The following is a 22144-nucleotide window of genomic DNA, read 5'->3' on the forward strand; positions in this document are numbered from 1 at the left end:
CGTCGTCGGCTCGGCCGTCGGGGCTGCGGTCGGCGCCGTCGTCGGCTCGCTCGTCGTCGGCTCGGGCGTCGGAGCCGTCGTCGGGTCGGTGGGCGCGGGCGTGGGGCCGCCGGTCGCGGGTGGTTGCTGGCCACTGCCGAGCAGACCACCGAGCGGGCCGCCCGGCGTCCACGGCCAGAGCAGGTGGCCATGGAAGATGACGATGAGGGTACCGCTGAGGCTGCCGGAGGACTGGCCCGGACAGGACGCGACCGGCGTGTCGGTCCGGGTCAGCGCGCAGGCCGTGGTGCCGCGCAGGTCAGCCCGCCCGGCGTCGTCCTGCGCGAGCACTGCCGAAGCCGGGCCCAGTGCCAACGCCGCGCCGGTCGCGACGCCCATTCCCGCCAGGCTCAGGCGCCTGATTCCGCTCTTCATGACAATCCCTTCGAGAGGTTGGTTCGACCCGCCCAGCACAGCACCACGCTGATGCGAGGTCAGCCGTTCCCGGAAACCGCAGGCGAATTTCTGCCGGGCGCACCGACAGCTGTGGTTGGTGGGATGCAGTGGGGAGGTGGGACGAACTCTGCCCGCTGCCGGTGGTCGCCGTCGGTCATGCGGCGGGGGCCGACGAGCACGTCGGCTCAGCGCGCCGGGCCACGATCCTCGGTCATGGCGACGAGGCGGGCGGCCACCGCGTCCGGGTCGACGAGCTGGTGCAGGTGCCCGCCGCTGATCTGGTCGACCGCCCAGCCGCGCTCCCGCGCATCCCGGGCCTCGAGGTCGTAGGGCGGCCCGAAGAGCAGGTACCCGCACGGCCGGTCGTCCCACCCGGCGGGGCCGGGGATCCGTTGCTCGTAGTAGCTGATCGGAAGCCGGGGCTGCTCGGCCGAGACCGCCGTTCGGGTGTCCGCGTCGGGGAACAGGCGGGCCACGTCGTCTCGTCCCACCAGGTCGTCCACGGTGGGAGCCGGCCGTCGGTCCCCGTCCGGGCCCGCAGGAGGGCCAGCCGCTCGGGCGTCGCCGCGGGCGAGGGGCCGGTGCGGGCCGGCAGTCTGGCGTCGACGAACAGGCACCCGGCGACCGGGCGCCGGGCCGCCTGCGCGATGACCGGGACGAGAAGCCCGGCGTTGCTGTGCGCGACCACCACGACCGGCCGGTCCGCGGGCAGCCGGTCCACGGCGTCGTTGACCGCGGTCGTGACCCGCGGCCAGAACGGCGGATCGTCGGGATCGGTCACGTCGATCAGGGAGGGCACTGCGGTTGCCGCTCCGGAGGCTGCCAGCCGCGCTGCCACCGGGGTCCAGGTCAGCGGGCCCAGCAGCAGGCTGTGCACGAGGAGGAACGCGGGATCCACCGGTCCACCTTCTCAGCAAGCCGCCTGGGACGGCTCAGGAGCTCTGGATGACGCCGACCGCGACGAGGGCGAAGGCCGTGATGATGACTCCGACGCGGGCGTAGTGGTACCGGTCCCAACGGGCCTGTTGCTCGCGCCAGTTGTCCGGCGCCCGGTCGGGCGTCCAGGTCTTCGCGCGGTTGTTGATGGGCACCAGCACGGCGAGGGACATGACGATGCTCAGCACGAACAATGCCGCCCCGCCCACCAGGGCGCCGATGCCCGGGTCGTGGCGGTGGGTCACGGCCAGCGCGACAGTGAGGACGAGCGAAGCCACGTACCAGAACGGCATGGCGCGGCCGAGCACACGCCCGCCGTCCGCCCGTCCCGCCAGACCGGCGTCGCCCGGTAGCCGGTCGAGGATGGGATTGACGAAGACGGCGACGCAGAATTCCCCGCCCACCATGACGCCCACAACGGTGAGCGCAGCAACGGCCAGTGCCAGAGTCATGCCCCTCATGAGACTCTGGCGCAGCATTCCTGAGATCACCGAACGGATGCTCATCCGGCACCTGCAGGAACTGGTGGCCGACGGCATCATCGACCGGCACGACGCGCAGGAGGTACCGCCACGCGTCACCTACTCGATCTCCGGGTACGGCCGGACCCTCGTGCCCCTCGTCGCGCAACTGTACAGCTGGGGTGAGGCGCACCTGTCCCGAGACCGACGAAGTACGGCCTAAGGTACGACCGGGCCCCAGCCGTCCTGACTGGTGCAGCTGCCGATCGTGGCCTCCCCGACCAGCCGCTCGAGATCCGCGAAGCTGATCGGGCCGGTGGCCTGGACGGTGATTCCGCAGTCGCCGGCCGTGACCGCCAGGATGGCGCGTAGAGTGCCGCGACGGCCGAACGGAAGCTCCCGATACCACGCCTGGCGACCAGCGATGGTGTGAGTCGGCGGCGCCCCCTCGGTCCAGCGAGTGAGCCAGTCGGGCGACACGGGCTCCGCACTCAGGAAGATGCCGGTGTCCTCCGAAGATTCGCTGACGGGCGGCAACAGGTGGACGCTCCCGGTCTTTCTGTCGGCGCGGACGTCGACGGACGTCGGAATCAGCCCGTCCGGCACCCAGCCCAGCTGCAGCGGACCACTCGGCGGGGCGGGCCGGACGAACCGGATCGCCCGCGCGGTGGCGAGCAGGTCCGCCTGGCCGGACACGCTGCTGAACTTCAGCCCGAACCCGTCCCGCGTCTCCCAGAGCAGGCTGTGCACCGTTTCGGGCTTCGAGGACGTCACGCCTGCTGACTGCCGGACCAGGTACCACCCGTCCCGATCACCCACGCTGACCCGCTTCGATCCCTCGATCGGGTCGCGCCCGAAAGTCCCGGGGTTGGAGACGTGCAGGTAGAACTTCATCCCGTCGTCGCGGACGGCCATCAGATCCTGGGTGAGGGTATCGGCGGTGTACGCCGAGACCGTCAGTCCCTTGCCCGGAGCGAAAGCCACGGTCAGGTCCGATCCCCGGCGCGGGCCGGCCGGGACAGGCGATACGGACGATGCGGACGGTGCGACCGGTGGCGCGGACTCGTGCCGTACGGCGAACGGCACGACCAGGGCCGACACCAGGACCGCGGCGGCGGTACCGGCTGCGGCGGTCACCCGGCGCCGCCGGCGGATCCGGGCCGCTCCGGCCCGGGCGCCCTCGATCAGCCCGCGCTCGTCCGGCGCCCGGCCGGCCTGGTCCTCCAGGGTCCGGCGCAGATCGTCAACGGTGTTCACAGCTGTGCCTCCTGCTGGTTCCGGATCGTCTCGGTGGTGATCTCGACGCGCAGAGTGGCCAGGGCCCGGCTGGCGTACGCCCGGACCGTCGACGCCCGGCAGCGCATCACGTCGGCGATCTCGTTGTCGGTCAGCCCCTCGTAGTAACGGAGCACCAGCACCACCCGCTGCTGGCGAGGAAGCTCGGCCAGCAGGCTCCACAGGTCGTCCCCGGGGTTGGCCCGGTGCTCGACGGCCCGATCGTGGGCGCCGGTGAGCGGCACGGTCGCCACCCGCCGCCGGCGCCGCCAGGACAGAAACTCGTTGGTGAGCATGCGGCGCACGTACGCGTACGGCTCGTCCACCCGCTCGATGCGGTTCCACTTGACCAGGGCCCGGGTCAGCACCTCCTGGACGAGGTCCCGGGCCTGTTCCGGATCGTGGCTGAGCAGCACGGCGTACCGCAGCAGGGCGGGTGACCGCGCCGCCACGAACTCCTCGAATTGCATCCGGCCTCCTGTGCGAAACGGTCTCTGTCCCTCTGACGCGGGCACGACCGGATCCGCTGTGCCGCTCGCCGATGAAGCGGGCCGGTGTGTGACGGGACGGCCCGGACGGGGCTCTTACCGAGCTGCTGGATCGGCCCCTTTCGGAAATGGCTGGCGTGCGACGCGCGTCACCGGCGCCGTCAACGACATGCGGCTGAGCGCAGAATCAGATCATGCGCGGAATTCGCTGTATTGCGGGCGTATGGAAATCCGCATACGTCACCGCAACGGTCACTCGTCTTCAGTGGAGGCATGGGACACAGCGCTTCATTGTCAGCGCCGGGTCGGTCGACCGGGAAAGGACTGTGATCATGAATTCCGATTCGGTACGGGGGATCAGCCGGCGGCGACTTGTCACATCCGGCGGACTGGCCGCCGCCGGTGTGGTGGCGGCCGGAGCGCCGTTGCTGGGCGCCGGGACCGCCCACGCCCACTCGGCCGGCTCAGGTGGGCGCCACCGGATTCCGCCGGATACCCGGCCCGGTGGAGCCTTCGACCGGTACGTGGCCGAGCTCGCCGCCAAGGGCAAGTTCTCCGGTGTGGTGCTGCTGGCGTACCGGGGCCGGACGGTGCTGTCGCGCAGTCACGGCATGGCCGACAGGGAGAGGGGCATCCGCAACCACGAAGGCATCGCGTTCAACCTCTCGTCGGCGAGCCAGCCTTTCCTGGCGGTGGCCGTCCTGCAGTTGGTGCAGCAGGGCGGGGTGACGCTGTCCGACACGGTGGGCCGATACCTGAAGGACCTTTCCTCGGAGATCGCCGGGAAGGTGACCATCCACCACCTGCTCACCAGCACCTCCGGGCTGGACGCCCCGATGCCGGACTGGCAACGCGTCTTCCACAGCCGCGCGGAGGTGCACGAGTACCACAAGCAGTGGGTCCGGGAGGCGACGCTGGTGGGGGTTCCCGGTGCGGAGTCCAATGGCCACCGCCCCGGCGGCGGTGTCGGTCTGGCCATGGCCGCGCAGATCGTCGAGGCCGTGTCCGGCATGACGTTCTGGGACTACGTGCACAAGCACGTCTTCCGGCGCTGCGGTATGACACGGTCGGCGTTCTACACCAGGGAGCAGTGGCTCACCGGCAAGCACATCGCGCACCCGTACATGCGTCAGGCTGACGGCAGCCTCGTGGACGCCGTCCGCCACCTGGACCAGGGCAGCGTGGACCCGCACACAAAGGGCAGGAATCCGGGCCGCGGCTTCATCGGTCACGCCTCGGGTGGTGGCTTCGCCACCGCGCCGGACCTGGTCCGGTTCGCCGAAGCGCTGCGCGACGGCACGGTGCTGGACCGGCCCTACGCCGACCTGTTCGCCGGGGCCAAGCTCCCCGGTCCGGAGCCCATGTCGTTCCACGGATACACGATGCCGATCAGCATCAGCAACGGCCAATGGGTGATCGGGCGCGGCGGCGCGGACGCCGGCATCGGTGCCAACTGGAGTATCCACCCGGACACCGGCTGGGTGGGTGTCGTCCTGAGCAACGACGACAACCTGCAGATCCAGGACCTCCTGCTGCGGCAGGAGGCCGCCATCACCGGCGCGCCGGTCAATCCGCCATCGGGTGGCGGCGGCTGACCCGCGCTCCGGCGCGGCGGCCGGACCCGCCCTTCGCCAGGTGTACGCGATGGCGGCCGAACGGCACCTGCGTATGCAGCGTCCCGACGGGCTGATCAATCTGTTCACCAAGCCAGACGCCGGCCTGCGCACTGTCGCCGAGCCCGACCTGGCGCTGGCCGCCATGGCTACGGGCACGACTGGGAGGACGGGCGTCTGGTCTGGATGCTGTGCAGCAGGGCGACCTCGACGCGTGCGCCGAACTGCTCACCGAGAACTTCATCATCAACCTGCCCGGACTGCCCGAACCCTTGCACGGCCGCGAGATCTGGAAGGCGGGCGTGCAGGCCATGCTCGACGGGTTCCCCGACCTTCGCATCACGATCGAGGACATCTCCGGCGCCGGTGACAGGGTTGCGGTGCGCATGCTCTTCACCGGCACCCACACCGGGTCGTTCCAGGATGTACCAGCCACTCACCGGCAGTGGCGTTCTCCAGCATCGACATCTACCGCGTCGAAGGTGACAAGCTCGCCGAGGAGTGGGTGTCACCCGACATGATGGGCCTCATGCGGCAGATCTCCGAGCCCGCCCACCCCTGAGCCGGCCTCAGCCAGCCGCGGTGAACGCGGCCACCGAACCCGCGGCGCAGGCCTCGTGCGGCGCGCCGACGAACGTCGTACTCCTGTCCTCCGGGGCCGCGACCTGGAAGCCGGGCACCCGTACCGTCGTCTCGCAGGTCGCCGGAAGGACCGCGGCCCGGACGTGGTCGCCCGGCGCGAGCAGCATGGCCGGCGCTGCCGCGCCGGCGGGGGTCAACGCACCGGCCGCGGTCTTGACCCCGGGGTGGCCCCGCAGCGAGCAGGCGTGTCCGGTGATGTTCTCGAAGACCAGGGAACCGGCATCGCCGGTGATGCGCAGCTCGCCGGTGCGGCACCGCGAGGGCGGCTCGCCCGTCGCGGGATCCACGTAGTCCGCACCCGCGTCGGGCAGCACCAGCGTGTACGCCGTGGCGGAGACCGCCGCGAGGTCCAGCATCCCGGAGTTGCCCGCCGTGAAGGTGCCGGCCGTGGCCCCGGAGGGCGCCGCCGCGAGCGTGAGCCCCAGCGCACCGGCCGCCAGCAGTGTTCCCCGACCGATGTTGCGCATCCGTTGCTCCCCCGAAGTCGTGCTTGCGTGTCCTGGTAGACGCTAGGGGGAACGACGATGACCTTGCTCCCCCTTCCGTGCCACAAGGGGCGCGGGTCTCGGCGACGTTGTCGGCGCCGCTCTCCTCGGTCAGTGGTCACTCCGGGCCAGCTGCTCGGCCAGCCGGTCACCTTCGACGTCGACGTTCGGCAGGATCCGGTCCAGCCACCGCGGCAGCCACCACGCGGACCGGCCGAGCAGCGACAGGACAGCCGGGACGATGGTCATCCGGACCAGCAGGGCATCGACGGCGACGCCGAACGCGAGGGCGAACCCGAGCGACTTGATGATGATGTCCTCGGCGAAGACGAAGCCCGCGAAGACGCTCATCATGATCAGCGCCGCGGCGGTGACGACCCGGGCGCCGTGTCTCAGGCCGGACACGACGGCTTCGTCCGGGGCTGCGCCGTGCACGAACTGCTCCCGGGCCCGGATGATCAGGAACACCTCGTAGTCCATGGCCAGGCCGAACAGGATGCCGATCAGGAAGATCGGGATGAAGCTGACGATCGGGCCGGTCGACGCGATTCCGACCAGGCCGGCCAGGTTGCCCTGCTGGAAGATGAAGACCAGGGCGCCGAACGAGGCGGCCACCGACAACAGGAACCCCACGGTCGCCTTGATCGGCACCAGGATGCTGCGGAACACCACCATCAGCAGGATGAACGCGAGACCGACCACAACGGACAGGTAGGGCAGTAGCGCGTCGTTGATCTTCTCCGATACGTCGATGTCGACCGCGGTCCGGCCGGTGACGGCCAGGGTCGCACCGCCGGTGGCCGCGCTGAAGTCCGCCTGCCGGGCCCGCAGGTCGTGCACGAGCTTCTTGGTCTCCTCGCTGGTCGGACCGCTGCGGGGAATGACGTTGAGGGTGGCGGTGTCGCCGGCCTGGTTCGGCTCGGCCGCGGTGACGAGCACGACGCCCTCGAGACCCGAGATGAGCTGCCGGGCCCGCTCCCCCGCGGGGGTGACCGTGCCGGCGGCGGCGTCGACCACGATCAGCAAGGGGCCGTTGATGCCCGCCCCGAAGCCCTCGGAGAGCTGGTCGTACGCCTTGCGCTGGGTGGATGCCGGGGACGCGGTGCTGTCGTCGGGCAGTGCCAGCTTCAGGTCGAGCGCAGGGATCGCGACAACGCCGACGGCGACGACCGACAGGATCAGGGCGGAGATGCGGTGCTTGATGACCCCGCGGGCCCAGCGCTCGCCGTACGGGGTCCTGGCGGGCCGGTTGTCCTCGGTCTTGCGCTGGGCCCGGGGCAGGACTTTGCGGCCGGCGAAGCCCAGCAGGGCGGGCAGCAGCGACAGGTTGATCACAACGGCGATGGCCACAGTGCCGGCGGCGGCGACGCCCATGGCGGCCAGGAACGGGATCCCGACCACCGCGAGCGCGGCCAGGGCGATGATGACGGTCAGGCCGGCGAAGACCACGGCGGACCCGGCGGCGCCCGCGGCGCGCCCGGCGGCCTCCTCGCCGTCACGGCCGGCGGCGAGTTCGTAGCGGTAGCGCGACAGGATGAACAGCGCGTAGTCGATACCGACGGCCAGGCCCAGCATGGTGGCGAGGTCGGCGGTGTTCGAGGTCAGGTCGAGGAAGCCGGTGGTGACCTGGATGCCGAGCATGCCGACGGCGACCCCGATGACGGCGGTGAGCACGGGCAGGCCCGCGGCGACGAGTGAGCCGAAGGTGATGAGCAGGACGACGGCGGCCACGAGGATGCCGAGCCCTTCGGTGGCGTTGCCCGCTTCGGCCTGCTCGGTGACGTCTCCGGAGTATTCGACGCCGAGGCCGGCCTGCCGTGCCGTGTCGCCGGCGGCGACCAGCGCCGCGCGGGAGGCGGCGTTCACCTCGGTCTCGTCCACCGCATAGTCGACATCGGCGTAGGCGGTCTTCCCGTCCGGGGCGACCGTTCCGGCCCGGTACGGGTCGGCGACCGTCGTGACCTGCGGTACCTTGCGCAGCGCGGCGACCGTGGCCTGCACCGCGGCCTGCTGGTCCCGGCCGGTCAGCGTGGCCGCGCCGGGGACGGTGAACACCACCTTGGCCGAGGCGGTGTCCGCCCCCTCACCGAACTTCTCCGCCACCACATCCAACGCCTGCAGCGACTCGGTGCCGGGGATCGACAACTCATCACTGGTCGGCCCGGACAGCTGGGCTGCCCCCACGCCGAACAGGCCGAGCAGGAGCACCCACACGACCAGCGTCAGCCGACGGCGCCGGAACGAGAATCGCCCCAGCCGGTACAGAATGGTCGCCACGAATGTCCTCCGTCGGTGGTCGGGCCCCGGTTCGGGAGCGGTTCCACGATCGCGGCCGGCGCCGGGTCACGTCGTCCCGCCAGCGCAGGCGACCAGGTACTGCGGACGCAGTAACCGCGCGGCGTGGCGATACCGCGGGAACAGGTCGATAGGAACCGGCTCACCGCACTACCGTCGTGATCATGTACGCGGCAATCAGCCAGTGGCGGCCCCGGTACCTCGACCGCTACCGCGGCCCGCTGGGCGATGTGGTGCTGGCGACAGCCGGGGTCGCGATGGTGCTGTACGTGGGCCCGACTCCGGTGCACGGTGGTACGGCGCTGCTGGCGGCGGTGTGCGCTGTGCTGATCCTGGCCCGCCGGCGCTATCCCGTGCCGGTCCTGCTGACCGCCGGCGCTGTCTTCATGCTCACCACCGCGCTGAGCCGGCCACCGGACGGGATGTTCATCGTGGCCGGCGTCCTGACGTACTCGGCCGCGCTGGCCAGCCCGCTGCGCCGGCCCTGGCTCTACGCCTGGCTCATGTGGGGTTCGCTCATGGTCACCGGTTCGGTGGTGTACCTCGCCGACTGGTGGAGCACGGACCAGTTCACCACGTTCGCGCTGATCTTCGGTGGCGCCGCGGCGGGCGACTCGATCCGGATGCGCCGGGCGTACATCGCGGAGGTGACCGAGCGGGCCCGGCAGGCGGAGATGAACCGCGACGAGGAGACCCGCCGCCGGGTGATGGACGAACGGCTGCGTATCGCCCGGGAGTTGCACGACGTCGTCGCCCACCACATCACGGTGATCAGCGTGCACGCCGGCGCGGCCAACCACGTGCTGCGCAACGAACCCGACAAGGTGTGGCCCGTGCTCGGGCACATCCGTACCGCCGCCGACACCGTGCTGGAGGAGATCAAGTCGGTGATCAGTGTGCTCCGTGACCCGGACGAGGTCCGCAGCACCGAACCGGCGCCCGGCGTGGACCGCCTGCAGGAACTGCTGGCCGGGCTGCGGGCCATGGGATTCGCCGTACGGCACCGGCAGCGCGGCGAGCCCCGGCCGCTGCCGGCGGTGGTGAACCTGGCCGCGTACCGCATCGTGCAGGAAGCTCTGACCAATGCCCACCGCTACGGCGACGGCGACGCCACCCTGGATCTGGAGTACACCATCGACACTGTGAGCATCGAGGTCACCAACCGGGTGGCCGGGTCCGGCGGCCGCCGGCCCGGCTCCGGCTTCGGTCTGCTCGGCATGCAGGAACGGGCCGCGGCCGCACACGGCACGATCGCCGCCGGACCGGTCGACGGCGGCCGGTTCCGCGTTCATGCCGAGCTGCCCACCGATGATCGGGCGGTCAACCGCCTCAACCCCCACGGCCAGCAACTGCCGGTCCATCCGCCCGTCGCCCTGAGGGACGTGTGACGTGAGCATCCGCGTGCTGCTGGCCGACGACCAGGCGCTCATCCGCGCCGGTTTCCGCATGATCATCGATGCCGAGCCGGGACTGGAGGTCGTCGGCGAGGCCGCCGACGGCCGCGAAGCCGTCGACCTGTGCCACCGGGGCCGGGTCGACGTCGTGCTGATGGACATCCGCATGCCGTTCCTGGACGGCATCGAGGCGACCCGCCGCATCGGCGCCGACGAGCGCCTCGCCGACGTACGGGTACTGGTGCTCACCACGTTCGACGACGACGACAACGTGCTCTACGCCCTGCAGGCCGGGGCGAGCGGCTTCCTCGGCAAGAACGTGGCGCCCGGCGATCTGGTCAACGCCATCCGGGTGGTCGCCGGCGGCGAGGCGCTGCTGTCACCGCGGGCCACCAGCGGGCTGATCAGCCGGCTGATCCACCACCTCCAGCCACCGATGCGGGAGCTGCCGGAGCTCGCGCTGGTCACCGACCGGGAGAGGGAGATCCTGCTCCTGGTCGCGCACGGGCTGTCCAACGACGACATCGCCGAGCGGCTCCACCTGTCTCCGCTGACGGTCAAGACCCACATCAACCGCACGATGATCAAGCTGAACGCCCGCGACCGGGCCCAGCTGGTGGTCATCGCCTACCAGCACCACATGGTCAGGCCGGACGACACTCTGCCGGAAAGCTGAGAGCGCGTTTCCCGCCGCCGGTCACCGAGTGGTGGGCGCCGACATCGACGCGGCCGACTTCGACGTCGCCGACCTGTAGACAGCCGGTCCCGGCCGCACTAGCGTTTCGGGCACGTTTCGGGGCGAACATGTGTTCGCATGCCGAACACTGCCGGAGGTGGCCCGTGACCCAGACCAGAAGCCTGCTCATCGGTGGCGACGAGGTCGCCGCGGCGGACGGGCGTACCACCGAGGACCTCAATCCGCACACCGGTGGCGTCGTCGCCCGGGTCGCCGCCGCGGGGCCGGCCGACGTCACCCGGGCCGTCGACGCCGCCGAGGCCGCCTTCGCGGGCTGGTCCACGACCGCGCCCACCGAGCGGCGCCGGATCCTCACCCGGGCCGGTGACCTGCTCGAGGAGCGCGCCACCGAGGCCGCCGCGCTGATGGCCACCGAGACCGGCGGCGCCCTGGGCTGGTCGTTGTTCAACGTCGGGCTGGCCGCGAGCATGTTCCGTGAGGCCGGCGCGCTGACCACCCTGCCGGTGGGCGAGGTGCTGGCCGGGGCCGACCCGGGCGCGTTGTCGCTGGCCATCCGCCAGCCGGCCGGCGTGGTCGCCGCGTTCGCGCCGTGGAACGCGCCGCTGATCCTGGGTGCCCGGGCGGTCGCCGCGCCGCTGGCCGTCGGGAACACCGTGGTGGTCAAGGCCAGTGAGGACGCGCCGCTGGCCTGTGCGCTGTTCCTGGCCGACATCCTGCGCGACGCCGGGCTGCCGCCGGGCGCGCTCAACGTGCTCACCAACGACCGGGCCGACGCGGCGGTCGTCGCCGAGACGCTGATCGGTGACCGGCGGGTGCGCCGGGTCAACTTCACCGGTTCCACCGGCGTGGGCCGGCGCATCGGCGAGCTCGCCGCCCGCCATCTCACCCCGGCGGTGCTCGAGCTGGGCGGGAAGAACTCGGTGCTGGTGCTGGACGACGCCGACCTGGAGTACGCGGTGAACGCCGTCGCCTTCGGGGCGTACCTGAACTCCGGGCAGATCTGCATGTCCGCGGACCGGGTGATCGTGCACCGGTCGCTGGCCGACGAGTTCGTAGCCCGGCTCGCCGAGAAGGCCGAGGGGCTGCCCGCCGGGGATCCCACCGACCCGCACACGGTGATCGGGCCGCTGATCAACGCCGGCGCGGCCGAGCGGGTCGCCGGCCTGGTCGACCAGGCGGTCGCCGGCGGCGCCCGGGTGCTCAGCGGCGGCGGTACGCCGGACGGCGCGCACTACCCGGCGACGGTCCTCGCGGGCGTGACCCCGGACATGCGCATCCACACCGAGGAGATCTTCGGGCCGGTGGCGACCGTGCTGACCGTGGCCGACGAGGACCAGGCGGTCGCGGTGGCCAACGACAGCCCGTACGGGCTCACCGCCGGGGTGCTGACCCGGGACGTGACCCGGGGTTTCGCCGTCGCCCGGCGGCTGCGCACCGGCATCGCGCACGTCAACGACCAGTCCGTGGACGACGACCCGACCGCGCCGTTCGGCGGGATGGGCGACTCCGGCTACGGGCGCTTCGGGGGCCGGGCCGGCGTCGAAGCGTTCACCGATCTGCGCTGGATAACTCTCCAGCAGCGCCCGAAGCAGTACCCGTTTTAGCCGCCTGGATCTGGGAGTAGACGCGGGTCCGCAGGGTGACGAAGCGCGGATCCGCCCGGGTGTGCAGCTGGTCGCGTTCGGCGGGCAGGTCGACGGTGAGCTCGTCCTGCACGACCGTCGGCGACGCGGACAGCATCAGCACCCGTTGACCGAGGTAGACCGCCTCGTCGATGTCGTGCGTGACGAACAGGATCGTCATGCCGAGCCGCTGCCACAGCGAGCGGACCAGATCCTCCAGATCGGCCCGGGTCTGCGCGTCGACCGCCGCGAACGGCTCGTCCATCAGCAGGATCGACGGCTCGTAGGCCACGGCCCGGGCGATCGCGACGCGCTGCTGCATGCCACCGGACAACTGCCACGGGTACGCGGACTCGGTGCCGTCCAGCCCGACCGCGGTCAGGGCCTCGGCGACCAGTTCCCTGCGGCGGGCCTTGGGGACCTTCTTCTGCCGCAGCGGCAGGTCGACGTTGTCGCGCACCGTCATCCACGGGAACAGGCTGCGGCCGTACTCCTGGAAGACGATCGCCAGGCCGCTCCGGTCGCCCACCGTGACCTCGCCGGAGGTCGGGCCGAGCAGCCCCGCGATGCAGCGCAGCAGCGTGGTCTTGCCGCACCCGGACGGGCCGACCAGGCAGACCAGCTCCCCCGCGGCGACGGTGAACGTCAGGTCGCGCAGCGCCTCGACCTCCCGGCTGCCGGACCGGTAGACCTTGCGCAGGCCCTTGACCTCGAGCATCGTCGTCTCCTTCGTCACGAGCGCCGCTGGGCGTCACGCAGGCCGTGGTACCAGGCCAGCGCGTGGCGCTCGGCCAGGCGGAACAGCTCGGACAGGCCGAAGCCGAGCAGTCCGAGCAGGATGATGCCGCTCCACATCTCCGGGATCGCGAAGCTGCGCTGGAACTGCACGATGGTGAAGCCCAGCCCGTTGCTGGCGGCGAACATCTCGCTGATCACCATGAGGATGATCGCGATGGACAGGGCCTGCCGCAGACCCGCGATGATCTGCGGGGACGCCGAGGGCAGCAGCAGGTGGCGCAGCCGGGCCGCGCCGGTGAGCCCGTACGCGCGGGCGGTGTCGGCCAGCACGCCGTCGGTGGCGCGCACGCCCTCGACGGTGTTGAGCAGGACCGGCCAGACGCAACCGGACACGATCACGATGACCTTCATGCCGTTGCCGATGCCCGCGAACAGCATGATGACCGGCACCAGCACCGGCGGCGGGACGGCCCGGAAGAACTCCAGGACCGGCTCGGCCGCCGCGCGCAGCCGCGGGTTCGCCCCGATCGCGACGCCGGCCGCGATGCCGATCAGCGCCGCGAGCAGGTAACCGGCGCCGAGGCGGGCCAGGCTGGGCAGCACGTCGGCGCGCAGCCGCTCGGGGGTCCAGGTGTCCACGAACGCGGCCAGGATCTGCCGCAGCGGGGGTGCGTAGAAGTTCTCGCTGTTCGCGCTGGCGGCGTACCAGGTCACGAAGAGCACGACCGGCAGGCCGAGCACCAGCAGCAGCCGCTTGATCATGAGGGCGCCTCCCCGCGGACGGACTGGTGCCAGGCGAGGAAGTGGCGTTCGGCATAGCGGGCGGCCAGGTTGATGGCCACGCCGAGCAGGCCGGTGACGACGATGAGGGCGTACATGGTGGTGATCGCGTTCGAGGTCTGGGCGACCGCGATGACCGCGCCGAGGCCGGGCGCGCCGATCACCAGCTCGGCGGTGACCGCCAGCACCAGCGCGACCGAGGCGGCGAGGCGGACGCCGGTGAAGACGTATGGCAGCGCGGTCGGCCACAGCACGTACCGGATCCGGGCCCAGGGGCCGAAACGGAAGCTGCGGGCGGTCTCGTCGGCGACCGGGTCGACGTCGGCGACGCCGTACAGGACCTGGACCAGCACCTGCCAGAAGGCCGCGTAGACCACCAGTAGCAGGGTCGAGCCCAGGTCCGAGCCGTAAAGCAGGACCGCGAGCGGGATGAGCGCGACCGACGGGATGGGCCGCAGGAACTCCACCGTCGAGGCGGTGACCGCGCGCAGCACCGGCACCGCGCCGATCAGCACGCCCGCGCCCACCCCGGCCACCACCGCGATCGCCAGGCCGATCGCCCACGCGGTGAGGGTGTCACCGACGGCCACCCAGAACGCGCCGGTGGCTGCCTCGTCGGCCAGGGCGGCCAGGATCCGGCTGGTGGGCGGCAGGTAGCTGTCCGAGACGATCCCGGTGCGGGGCAGCAGCTCGACCAGCACGAGCAGGCCGGCCAGGCCGGAGAGGCCGAGCAGGGCCCGGCCACCCGGCGCCGTCCGCGGCGCCGCCGCCCCGACCGCCGTCACGGGAGAATCTTGGCCAGGTCGGGCGTGGCCGAGCCGAAGATGCCGTCCTGGGCGCCGAGCTTGCTGAGCGTCTCGACCGACGGCTTGTTGATCTCGGTGGGCCACTTGGGCAGGGTCAGCGCCTCGCGGACCTTCGGGTCGATCTTGGTGTACGAGCCGAGGATCTCGCGGACCTCGTCCGGGTGCGCGTCGGCGTAGGCCAGCGACTCGTTCATCGCCTCGGTGAACCGCTTGACCAGGTCCGGGTCGTCGGCGATGAGCTTGCTGGAGGCGAAGTAGGCCGCCACGGTCAGGTCCGGCGCCGCGTCGACGTAGTTCCAGGCGACCACCCGGCCCCCGGCGGCGGTCACGGCCGACAGCGACGGCTCGACCACCCAGGCCGCGTCGACCTGGCCGTTCTCCACGGCGGCCGGCATGTTGGCGAACGGCATCTCGACGAAGGTGATCCCGCTGGGGTCGCCGCCGGCCTTGCGGACCGACTCGCGCACGGTGGTGTCGCCGATGTTCTTCAGCGTGTTGACCGCGATCTTCTTGCCGGCCAGGTCGGCGGGCTCGGTGATGGGGCTGTCCTTGCGCACCGTGACGCCGCCGAAGTCCTTGCCCGCCGTACCCGTGGAGGCCACGCCGTTGGTCACGACCTTGACCGGCACGTTCTTGGTCTGGGCGATGAGCAGCGAGGTGATGTTGCTGAAGCCGAACTGGAACTGGCCGCTGACCACGCCGGGCACGATCGCCGCGCCGCCCTGGCCGCTCTCCATGGTCAGGTCGATCTTGCGGTTGGCGAAGAAGCCCTGTTTCTGACCCAGATAGATGGGCGCGACGTCGACGATCGGGATGATCCCGACCTTGACCTTCGCGACCCCGCCGTCCGTGGTGCCGCCCCCGGAGTCCCCGGACGATCCGCAGCCCGCCCCGGCCGCGACGAGGGCGAGCACGGTCATCCCCGTGATGAACCGACGCATTTCCGCAGACCTCCTGGAGGTTGTCTTTGTGCGCAGAACGCACGTACGTTCTTATGGAGAACGTAAGGTGTGCTCTGCCTCACGTCAACGACGACCATCGATTCGGAGGTCGCCCATGCGCACGCAGGTCGGCATAGTCGGGGCCGGACCGGCCGGGCTCGTCCTGGCCCGGCTGCTGCAGCGGGCCGGGATCGACGCGGTGCTCCTGGAACGCCGCTCGCGATCCTATGTGGAGAGCCGGGTCCGCGCGGGGGTGCTCGAACACGGCACCGCCCAGCTGCTCGACGAGCTGGGCGTCGGGCAGCGGATGCGCCGGGAGGGCATGGTGCACCGCGGCATCGAGCTGCGCTTCGGCGGCGAGAGCCACCGGATCGACCTGGCCGCGCTCACCGGGAAGACGATCACGGTCTACGGCCAGCAGGAGGTGGTCAAGGATCTGATCGCCGCCCGGCTGGCCGACGACCTCCCGCTGCACTTCGAGGCCGAGGTGACCGCCGTCGACGGCACCGTCCTGGAGTACGAACAGAACGGCGTCCGGCAGCGCCTGGAGTGCGACTTCGTGGCCGGCTGCGACGGCTCGCACGGGGTGGCCCGCCTCGCCGTGCCCGACGGCGCCCTGCGCACGGCCGAGCGCGAGCACCCGTACGCGTGGCTCGGCATCCTGGCCCGCTCCCCCGCCGCCGCCGAGGAGCTGGTCTACGCCTACCACGAACGCGGTTTCGCCCTGCACAGCATGCGGACCCCGGACGTCATCCGGCTCTACCTGCAGGTGCCCCGGGACACCGACCTGGCCGCCTGGCCCGACACCCGGATCTGGGACGAACTGCGCACCCGGCTCGACCTGCCGCTCGAAGAGGGCGAGATCCTCGAACGCGGCATCACCGGGATGCGCAGCTTCGCCGTCGAGCCGATGCGCCACAACCGGCTCTTCCTGGCCGGCGACGCGGCCCACATCGTCCCGCCGACCGGCGCCAAGGGCATGAACCTGGCCATCGCCGACGTCCGGGTGCTGGCCGAGGCGCTCACCGCGCACTACCGGGAACGCACGGACGAGCTGCTGGACAGCTATTCGCGGACCTGCCTGAAGCGCGTGTGGCAGGTGCAGCGCTTCTCCAACTGGATGACCACGATGCTGCACCGCCACGAGGGCGACGACGAGTTCGGCCACCGCGTCCAGCTCGCCGAGCTGGAGTACGTGACCACTTCCACCGCGGCGGCGACCACGCTCGCCGAGAACTACGTCGGGCTCCCCCGGTGAGCGCCCGGATCGTCCCGCTCGCCGACGCGATCGCCGAGCTGGTGCACGACGGCGACACCGTCGCGCTGGAGGGCTTCACCCACCTGATCCCGGTGGCCGCCGGCCACGAGATCATCCGGCAGGGCCGGCGCGGGCTGACCCTGGTCCGGATGACCCCGGACATCGTCTACGACCAGCTCATCGGGGCCGGCTGCGCGGCCAAGCTGGTCTTCTCCTGGGCCGGCAACCCCGGCGTCGGGTCGCTGCACCGCTTCCGCGACGCCGTCCAGCACGGCTGGCCGGCACCGCTGGAGATCGAGGAGCACAGCCACGCGGGCATGGCCAACCGGTACGTCGCCGGCGCGTCCGGCCTGCCGTTCGCCGTGCTGCGCGGCTACCTCGGCACCGACCTGCCCGCCCACACGGCGACCATCGCCCCGATCACCTGCCCGTTCACCGGCGAGACGCTGACCGCGGTGCCGGCGCTGAACCCGGACGTCGGCATCGTGCACGCCCAGCGCGCCGACCGGGCCGGCAACGTGCAGTTCTGGGGCATCACCGGGGTGCACAAGGAGGTCGTGCTGGCCTCGGCCCGCTCCCTGGTGACGGTCGAGGAGATCGTGGACGAGCTGACGCCGGTGCCCGGCGCGGTCGTGCTGCCCGGCTGGGCGGTCACCCGGGTCGCGCCCGTGCCCGGCGGCGCCCATCCCTCGTACGCGATGGGCTACAGCGACCGTGACAACGACTACTACCAGGCCTGGGACAGGATCAGCCGGGACCGGGACACGTTCGGCGAGTGGCTGACGGGAGTACGGGCGTGAGCTGGACCGCGGACGAGATGATGACCGTGGCGGCGGCCCGGGCGCTGCGCGGCGACACCCGGTGCTTCGTCGGCATCGGTCTGCCCAGCACCGCTGCCAACCTGGCCCGCCGTACCCATGCCCCGGAGCTGGTCCTGGTCTACGAGTCCGGCACCATCGGCGCCAAGCCGGACCGGCTGCCGCTGTCCATCGGCGACGGCGTGCTCGCCGCCACCGCCGACGCGGTGGTCAGCGTCCCGGAGATGTTCAACTACTGGTTGCAGCCCGGCCGGATCGGCGTCGGCTTCCTCGGTGCCGCCCAGATCGACCGGCACGGCAACATCAACACCACGGTGATCGGCCCGGACTACGCCGACCCGGGGGTACGGCTGCCCGGCGCGGGCGGCGCCCCGGAGATCGCGGCGTCCTGCGGCGAGGTCATCGTGGTGGTCCGGCAGAGCCGGCGCACGTTCGTCGACCGGGTCGATTTCGTCACGTCGTTCGGTCACGGCAGCGGCCCCGGCGACCGGGCCCGGCTGGGCCTGCGCGGGCGCGGACCGGTGCTGGTCATCACCGACCTGGGAGTGCTGGAGCCGGACCCGGACACCCGGGAGCTGATCCTGACCCGGCTGCACCCCGGGGTCACCGCCGAGCAGGCCGTCGCGGCCACCGGCTGGCCGCTGCGCGCCGCCGCGGCGGTGACGACCACCGAGCCGCCGAGCGAGGACGAGCTGACCGCCCTGCGCGCACTGACCGGAGCGAAGGAGAACCCATGACCGTGCACCCGCCGCTGCTGTCCCCCGGCTACAAGTCGACGATTTTGCGGGCCCCGCACCAGGCGCCGATCCTGCTGCCGCCCACGCTGACCGAGCTGACCGGGCCGGTGCTGGGCGAGGGCCCGGTGGCCGCCGCGGACGCCGATCTGACCGTGGACGGCACCGGCGAGGCGCAGGGCCAGCGCATCGTGGTGCACGGACAGGTCCGGGACACCGACGGCCGGCCGGTGCCGGACACCCTGGTCGAGGTGTGGCAGGCCAACGCGGCCGGCCGCTACCTGCACAAGTGGGACCGGCACGACGCGCCGCTGGACCCGCACTTCACCGGCGTGGGCCGCACGATGACCGACGCGCAGGGCAACTACCGGTTCGTGACGGTGAAGCCGGGCGCGTACCCGTGGGGCAACCACCCGAACGCGTGGCGGCCCGCGCACATCCACTTCTCGCTGTTCGGCCGGGCGTTCACCCAGCGCCTGGTCACCCAGATGTACTTCCCGGACGACCCGCTGTTCGCCTACGACCCGATCTACCACTCGGTGCCGGAGTTCGCCCGCGACCGGCTGGTGGCGGGCTTCGACCTGGGCGCCACCGTCGAGTCGTGGGCGCTGGGCTTCCGCTTCGACATCGTGCTCAGCGGGGCGGCCGCGACGCCGATGGAGACCCGATGAGCACGAGCGCGACGCCGTCGCAGACCGTCGGGCCGTACCTGTCGATCGGGCTCACCTGGGACGAGGGCCCGCACGTGGTCACGGCCGACGCGCCCGGGGCCGTGTGGTTGCGCGGCGAGATCCGCGACGGCAGCGGCGACGTGGTGAAGGATGCGCTGGTGGAGACGTGGCAGAGCGACCCCTCGGGCCGGTTCCACACGCCCGGCTTCCGCGGCCTGGGCCGCTGCGCCACCGACGACGACGGCCGGTACGCGATCCGTACCGTGAAGCCGGGTGTGGTCCAGGACCAGGCGCCGCACCTCGACATGTCGGTCTTCGCCCGCGGTCTGCTGCACCGGGTGGTCACCCGCGTGTACTTCGCCGACGAACCGGCCGCCAACGAGGCGGACCCGGTGCTGGTCCGCGTCCCGGCCGAGCGGCGCGGCACCCTGATCGCGGAGAGATCCCCGGACGGCTACCGCTTCGACATCACCCTGCAGGGGCCCGATGAGACCGTCTTCTTCTCCGTCTGACCGCGCGGCGCCCGGCCTGTTCGACGGGGTCCTGGCCGCCGGCGAGGTGCGCGCGGCCGTCGCCGACGCAGCTTGGGTGCGGGCGATGCTCGACGCCGAGGCCGCGCTGGCCCGCGCGGCCGCCCGGTGCGGGATCGCCACGGCCGAGGACGCCTCGGCCGTCACGGCCGCCTGCGCGAGCCTGGAGGTGGACCCGGGCGAGCTGGGCGCCGAGGCGACCGGCACGGGCAACCCGGTGGTACCGCTGATCGGACGGCTGCGCGCGGCGGTGCCGGAGCACGTGGCGCCGCTGGTGCACCGGGGTGCCACCAGCCAGGACATCGTGGACACGGCGGCGATGCTGGTCGCGCAGCGGGCGCTGGTGCCGCTGCTGGGCGACCTGGCCGCGGTGACCGAGCTGACCGCCGCGCTGGCCGACCGGCACCGGGGGACGGTGGTGGCCGGGCGCACGCTGCTGCAGCAGGCGCTGCCGACGACGTTCGGCCTGGTCGCGGCGGGGTGGCTGACCGGGCTCGACAGTGCCCGGCGGCGGCTGGTCGAGGTCCGCGACCACCGGCTCGCCGCCCAGCTCGGCGGCGCCGCCGGGACCCTGGCCGCGTTCCGGCCCGGCGATCCGCCGGCCGGCCGGACCGGAGAGGCCGCGCACCGCGGGGACGCCGGACAGCCCGCGCTCGCCGGAGAAGTCCGGGGCGGCGCGGACGCCGGTGATGTCGGGGTCTGCATGCTGGGCGCGTTCAGTGCCGAGGCCGGGCTGGCCGAGCCGGACCTGCCGTGGCACACCGAGCGCACCCGCGTCGCGGACCTGGCCGGGGCGCTCGGCACCGCGGCCGGGGCGATCGCCAAGGTCGCCCGCGACCTTGTCCTGTTCGCGCAGACCGAGGTGGGTGAGGTGGCCGAGGCCGGCGACGGCGGCGGCTCGTCGACGCTGCCGCACAAGCACAACCCGATCGCCGCGATCAGCGCCGCCGCCGCGGCCGCCCAGGCGCCCGGGCTGGTCGCCACCCTGCTCGCCGCCATGGCGCACGAGCATCAGCGGGCCGCCGGTGACTGGCACGCCGAGTGGCAGCCGCTGCGGGCCCTGCTCGCCTCGACCGGCTCAGCCGCCCACCAGCTGCGCCGGGCCCTGACCGGCCTGCGGGTGGACGCCGGCCGGATGCGCGCCAACCTCGACCTCACCCACGGCGCCCTGCTCGCCGAACGGGTCGCCGGGGCGCTGCGCCCGGCCCTGGGCACCGGGGCGCACGCGGTGGTCCGCGCGGCCGTCGCCCGCGGCGACCTGGGCACCGACCCCGCGATCACGGCCCACCTGGACCCGGCCCACCTGGCCGAGCTGCTCACGCCCGAGACCTACCTGGGCAGCACGGACGCCCTGATCGACCGCGCCCTGACAGCGGCCCGGCGATGAGCGCGGTCGCGGTGCATCACCGCGTCGACGGGCCGTCCGACGCTCCCCCGTTGCTCATGATCAACTCGCTGGGCGCGGATCTGAGCATGTGGGAGCCGCAACTGCCCGCGCTCGGCGCCCGCCGGGTGATCCGGTACGCCGCGCGCGGTCACGGTCGTTCGCCCGTACCCCCGGGCCGGTATGCCCTGGCCGATCTCGGGCGCGACGCGCTCGCCCTGCTGGACCGGCTCGGGGTCGCGCGGGCCCCTGTCGTCGGCCTGTCGCTGGGCGGGATGACCGCCATGTGGCTCGCCGCGCACGCCCCCGAGCGGGTCGACCGGCTGGTCCTGTTCTGCACCTCCGCCCGGCTCGGGCCGCCGGCCGCCTGGGCCGAGCGGGCCGCGACGGTCCGGGCCGGGGGCACCGCCGCCGTGGCCGACGCGGTCGTCGCCCGCTGGGTCACCCCGGGCTACGCGGCGGCCCACCCGGGCGAGGTGCGGCGGCTGCGGGACATGGTCGCGGCCACCCCGGCGATCGGGTACGCCGGCGCGTGCGCCGCGATCGAGCAGCTGGACCTGCGGCCGGACCTGCCCGGCATCACCGCCCCCACGCTGGTGGTCGCCGGGGCCGACGATCCGGCCACCCCGCCCGCCCACGGGGCCGCCATCGCCGCGGCGATCCCCGGCGCCCGGCTCGAGGTCGTCGCCGGGGCGGCCCATCTGGCCAGCTTCGAACAGGCTCCGGCCGCGAACCGACTGATCCTGGAGGCGCTCGATGGCTGACGACTACACCGACGGCATGGCCGTACGGCGGGAGGTGCTCGGTGACGCGCACGTCGACCGGGCCGTGGCGGCCACCACCGGCTTCACCGCGCCGTTCCAGGAGTACATCACCCGTTCCGCCTGGGGGCAGGTGTGGACCCGCGAGGGCCTGGACCGGCGTACCCGCTCGTGTGTGACGCTCGCGCTGCTCACCGCGCTGCAGTGCCACGACGAGCTGGCGATGCACGTGCGCGCCGCGCGCCGCAACGGGCTGAGCCCGGACGAGATAGCCGAGGTCCTGCTGCACACCGCCGTGTACGCGGGCGTGCCCGCCGCCAACGCCGCCTTCAAGATCGCCGAAGCCGTGCTGGCCGACGACGGGTCCGGGGCGTGACGCC

General features: G+C 72.4%; 25 protein-coding genes. 14 read left to right on the top strand and 11 right to left on the bottom strand.

Going from position 1 to position 22144, the window contains the following annotated elements:
- The 3 genes from Aau02nite_RS14355 to Aau02nite_RS14365 all read right to left on the bottom strand — a co-directional run.
- A partial coding sequence (locus tag Aau02nite_RS14355) for a hypothetical protein (RefSeq protein ID WP_212988911.1) occupies positions 1-414 on the bottom strand: 414 nt, incomplete at its 3' end.
- Between the two features lie 206 nt (positions 415-620).
- Complete coding sequence (locus tag Aau02nite_RS46420; protein WP_246595140.1) at positions 621-938, bottom strand: hypothetical protein; 318 nt, start codon at positions 936-938, stop codon at positions 621-623.
- Positions 939-1367: 429 nt separating this feature from the next.
- Positions 1368-1823, bottom strand: coding sequence for an anthrone oxygenase family protein (locus tag Aau02nite_RS14365; protein WP_212988912.1), 456 nt, complete (start codon positions 1821-1823; stop codon positions 1368-1370).
- A 7-nt stretch (positions 1824-1830) separates the two neighbouring features.
- Here Aau02nite_RS14365 and Aau02nite_RS14370 point away from each other — a divergent pair, with 7 nt between their 5' ends.
- Positions 1831-2055 (top strand): winged helix-turn-helix transcriptional regulator, encoded by a 225-nt coding sequence (locus Aau02nite_RS14370; protein ID WP_212988913.1) that lies wholly within the window; start codon positions 1831-1833, stop codon positions 2053-2055.
- Here the strand turns inward: Aau02nite_RS14370 and Aau02nite_RS14375 are convergent.
- Together Aau02nite_RS14375 and Aau02nite_RS14380 are read right to left on the bottom strand one after the other, a co-directional pair.
- Entirely contained in the window at positions 2052-3089 is a 1038-nt protein-coding gene (locus Aau02nite_RS14375) for a hypothetical protein (RefSeq protein WP_212988914.1), read from the bottom strand. The genes Aau02nite_RS14370 and Aau02nite_RS14375 overlap by 4 nt on opposite strands.
- Entirely contained in the window at positions 3086-3577 is a 492-nt protein-coding gene (locus Aau02nite_RS14380; protein ID WP_212988915.1) for a SigE family RNA polymerase sigma factor, read from the bottom strand. Before Aau02nite_RS14380 ends, Aau02nite_RS14375 begins: the two co-directional genes overlap by 4 nt.
- A gap of 350 nt (positions 3578-3927) precedes the next feature.
- Here Aau02nite_RS14380 and Aau02nite_RS14385 point away from each other — a divergent pair, with 350 nt between their 5' ends.
- Positions 3928-5190, top strand: coding sequence for a serine hydrolase domain-containing protein (locus Aau02nite_RS14385; protein ID WP_212988916.1), 1263 nt, complete (start codon positions 3928-3930; stop codon positions 5188-5190).
- A gap of 209 nt (positions 5191-5399) precedes the next feature.
- The gene (locus Aau02nite_RS14390) at positions 5400-5729 is read left to right on the top strand and encodes an ester cyclase (protein WP_212988917.1); all 330 of its coding nucleotides are present in this window, start codon (positions 5400-5402) and stop codon (positions 5727-5729) included.
- Positions 5730-5777: 48 nt separating this feature from the next.
- Here Aau02nite_RS14390 and Aau02nite_RS14395 read toward each other — a convergent pair whose 3' ends face one another.
- Both Aau02nite_RS14395 and Aau02nite_RS14400 read right to left on the bottom strand, forming a co-directional pair.
- Positions 5778-6317 carry a DUF4232 domain-containing protein gene (locus Aau02nite_RS14395; protein WP_212988918.1) on the bottom strand — a complete coding sequence of 180 codons (540 nt, stop codon included), beginning with the start codon at positions 6315-6317 and terminating at the stop codon, positions 5778-5780.
- Positions 6318-6446: 129 nt separating this feature from the next.
- A complete protein-coding gene (locus Aau02nite_RS14400) occupies positions 6447-8612 on the bottom strand; it encodes an MMPL family transporter (protein WP_212988919.1) in 2166 nt (721 codons plus the stop codon).
- Positions 8613-8794: 182 nt separating this feature from the next.
- On the opposite strand from Aau02nite_RS14400, the gene Aau02nite_RS14405 reads away from it, so the two are divergent.
- From Aau02nite_RS14405 to Aau02nite_RS14415, 3 genes are all read left to right on the top strand, one after another.
- Complete coding sequence (locus Aau02nite_RS14405) at positions 8795-10018, top strand: sensor histidine kinase (protein WP_212988920.1); 1224 nt, start codon at positions 8795-8797, stop codon at positions 10016-10018.
- 1 nt (position 10019) lies between these two features.
- Positions 10020-10700, top strand: coding sequence for a response regulator (locus tag Aau02nite_RS14410; protein WP_212988921.1), 681 nt, complete (start codon positions 10020-10022; stop codon positions 10698-10700).
- 164 nt (positions 10701-10864) lie between these two features.
- Entirely contained in the window at positions 10865-12325 is a 1461-nt protein-coding gene (locus tag Aau02nite_RS14415) for an aldehyde dehydrogenase family protein (protein WP_246595141.1), read from the top strand.
- Here Aau02nite_RS14415 and Aau02nite_RS14420 read toward each other — a convergent pair.
- Genes Aau02nite_RS14420 through Aau02nite_RS14435 form a run of 4 tightly spaced genes read right to left on the bottom strand, consistent with a single transcriptional unit; the run spans position 12270 to position 15608 of the window.
- Positions 12270-13061: an ABC transporter ATP-binding protein gene (locus tag Aau02nite_RS14420; RefSeq protein WP_212988923.1), complete on the bottom strand. Its 792-nt coding sequence runs from the start codon at positions 13059-13061 to the stop codon at positions 12270-12272. The two genes, Aau02nite_RS14415 and Aau02nite_RS14420, sit on opposite strands and share 56 nt — an antisense overlap.
- Positions 13062-13075: 14 nt before the next feature.
- A complete protein-coding gene (locus Aau02nite_RS14425) occupies positions 13076-13843 on the bottom strand; it encodes an ABC transporter permease (protein ID WP_212988924.1) in 768 nt (255 codons plus the stop codon).
- Complete coding sequence (locus Aau02nite_RS14430; protein ID WP_212988925.1) at positions 13840-14646, bottom strand: ABC transporter permease; 807 nt, start codon at positions 14644-14646, stop codon at positions 13840-13842. Before Aau02nite_RS14430 ends, Aau02nite_RS14425 begins: the two co-directional genes overlap by 4 nt.
- A complete protein-coding gene (locus tag Aau02nite_RS14435) occupies positions 14643-15608 on the bottom strand; it encodes an ABC transporter substrate-binding protein (RefSeq protein ID WP_212988926.1) in 966 nt (321 codons plus the stop codon). The genes Aau02nite_RS14430 and Aau02nite_RS14435 overlap by 4 nt, the downstream gene beginning before the upstream one ends.
- A 115-nt stretch (positions 15609-15723) precedes the next feature.
- Between Aau02nite_RS14435 and Aau02nite_RS14440 the strand changes: the two genes are divergently transcribed.
- The 8 genes from Aau02nite_RS14440 to pcaC are packed head-to-tail and all read left to right on the top strand — an operon-like array spanning position 15724 to position 22140.
- A complete protein-coding gene (locus tag Aau02nite_RS14440; protein ID WP_212988927.1) occupies positions 15724-16866 on the top strand; it encodes a 4-hydroxybenzoate 3-monooxygenase in 1143 nt (380 codons plus the stop codon).
- Positions 16863-17666: a CoA transferase subunit A gene (locus Aau02nite_RS14445; RefSeq protein ID WP_212988928.1), complete on the top strand. Its 804-nt coding sequence runs from the start codon at positions 16863-16865 to the stop codon at positions 17664-17666. Before Aau02nite_RS14440 ends, Aau02nite_RS14445 begins: the two co-directional genes overlap by 4 nt.
- Positions 17663-18421 (top strand): CoA-transferase subunit beta, encoded by a 759-nt coding sequence (locus tag Aau02nite_RS14450; RefSeq protein ID WP_246595142.1) that lies wholly within the window; start codon positions 17663-17665, stop codon positions 18419-18421. Before Aau02nite_RS14445 ends, Aau02nite_RS14450 begins: the two co-directional genes overlap by 4 nt.
- Complete coding sequence (gene pcaH / locus Aau02nite_RS14455; protein ID WP_212988929.1) at positions 18418-19089, top strand: protocatechuate 3,4-dioxygenase subunit beta; 672 nt, start codon at positions 18418-18420, stop codon at positions 19087-19089. The genes Aau02nite_RS14450 and pcaH overlap by 4 nt, the downstream gene beginning before the upstream one ends.
- Complete coding sequence (pcaG, locus tag Aau02nite_RS14460) at positions 19086-19601, top strand: protocatechuate 3,4-dioxygenase subunit alpha (protein WP_212988930.1); 516 nt, start codon at positions 19086-19088, stop codon at positions 19599-19601. Before pcaH ends, pcaG begins: the two co-directional genes overlap by 4 nt.
- On the top strand, positions 19576-21006 hold the full coding sequence (locus Aau02nite_RS14465; protein WP_212988931.1) for a lyase family protein: 1431 nt from the start codon (positions 19576-19578) through the stop codon (positions 21004-21006). The genes pcaG and Aau02nite_RS14465 overlap by 26 nt, the downstream gene beginning before the upstream one ends.
- Positions 21003-21767 (top strand): 3-oxoadipate enol-lactonase, encoded by a 765-nt coding sequence (gene pcaD / locus Aau02nite_RS14470; protein WP_212988932.1) that lies wholly within the window; start codon positions 21003-21005, stop codon positions 21765-21767. Before Aau02nite_RS14465 ends, pcaD begins: the two co-directional genes overlap by 4 nt.
- Positions 21760-22140 carry a 4-carboxymuconolactone decarboxylase gene (gene pcaC / locus Aau02nite_RS14475; RefSeq protein WP_212988933.1) on the top strand — a complete coding sequence of 127 codons (381 nt, stop codon included), beginning with the start codon at positions 21760-21762 and terminating at the stop codon, positions 22138-22140. Before pcaD ends, pcaC begins: the two co-directional genes overlap by 8 nt.
- The last annotated feature ends 4 nt before the right edge of the window (positions 22141-22144 follow it).

It is taken from the genome of Actinoplanes auranticolor (genome assembly GCF_018332655.1).
GTDB lineage: Bacteria > Actinomycetota > Actinomycetes > Mycobacteriales > Micromonosporaceae > Actinoplanes > Actinoplanes auranticolor.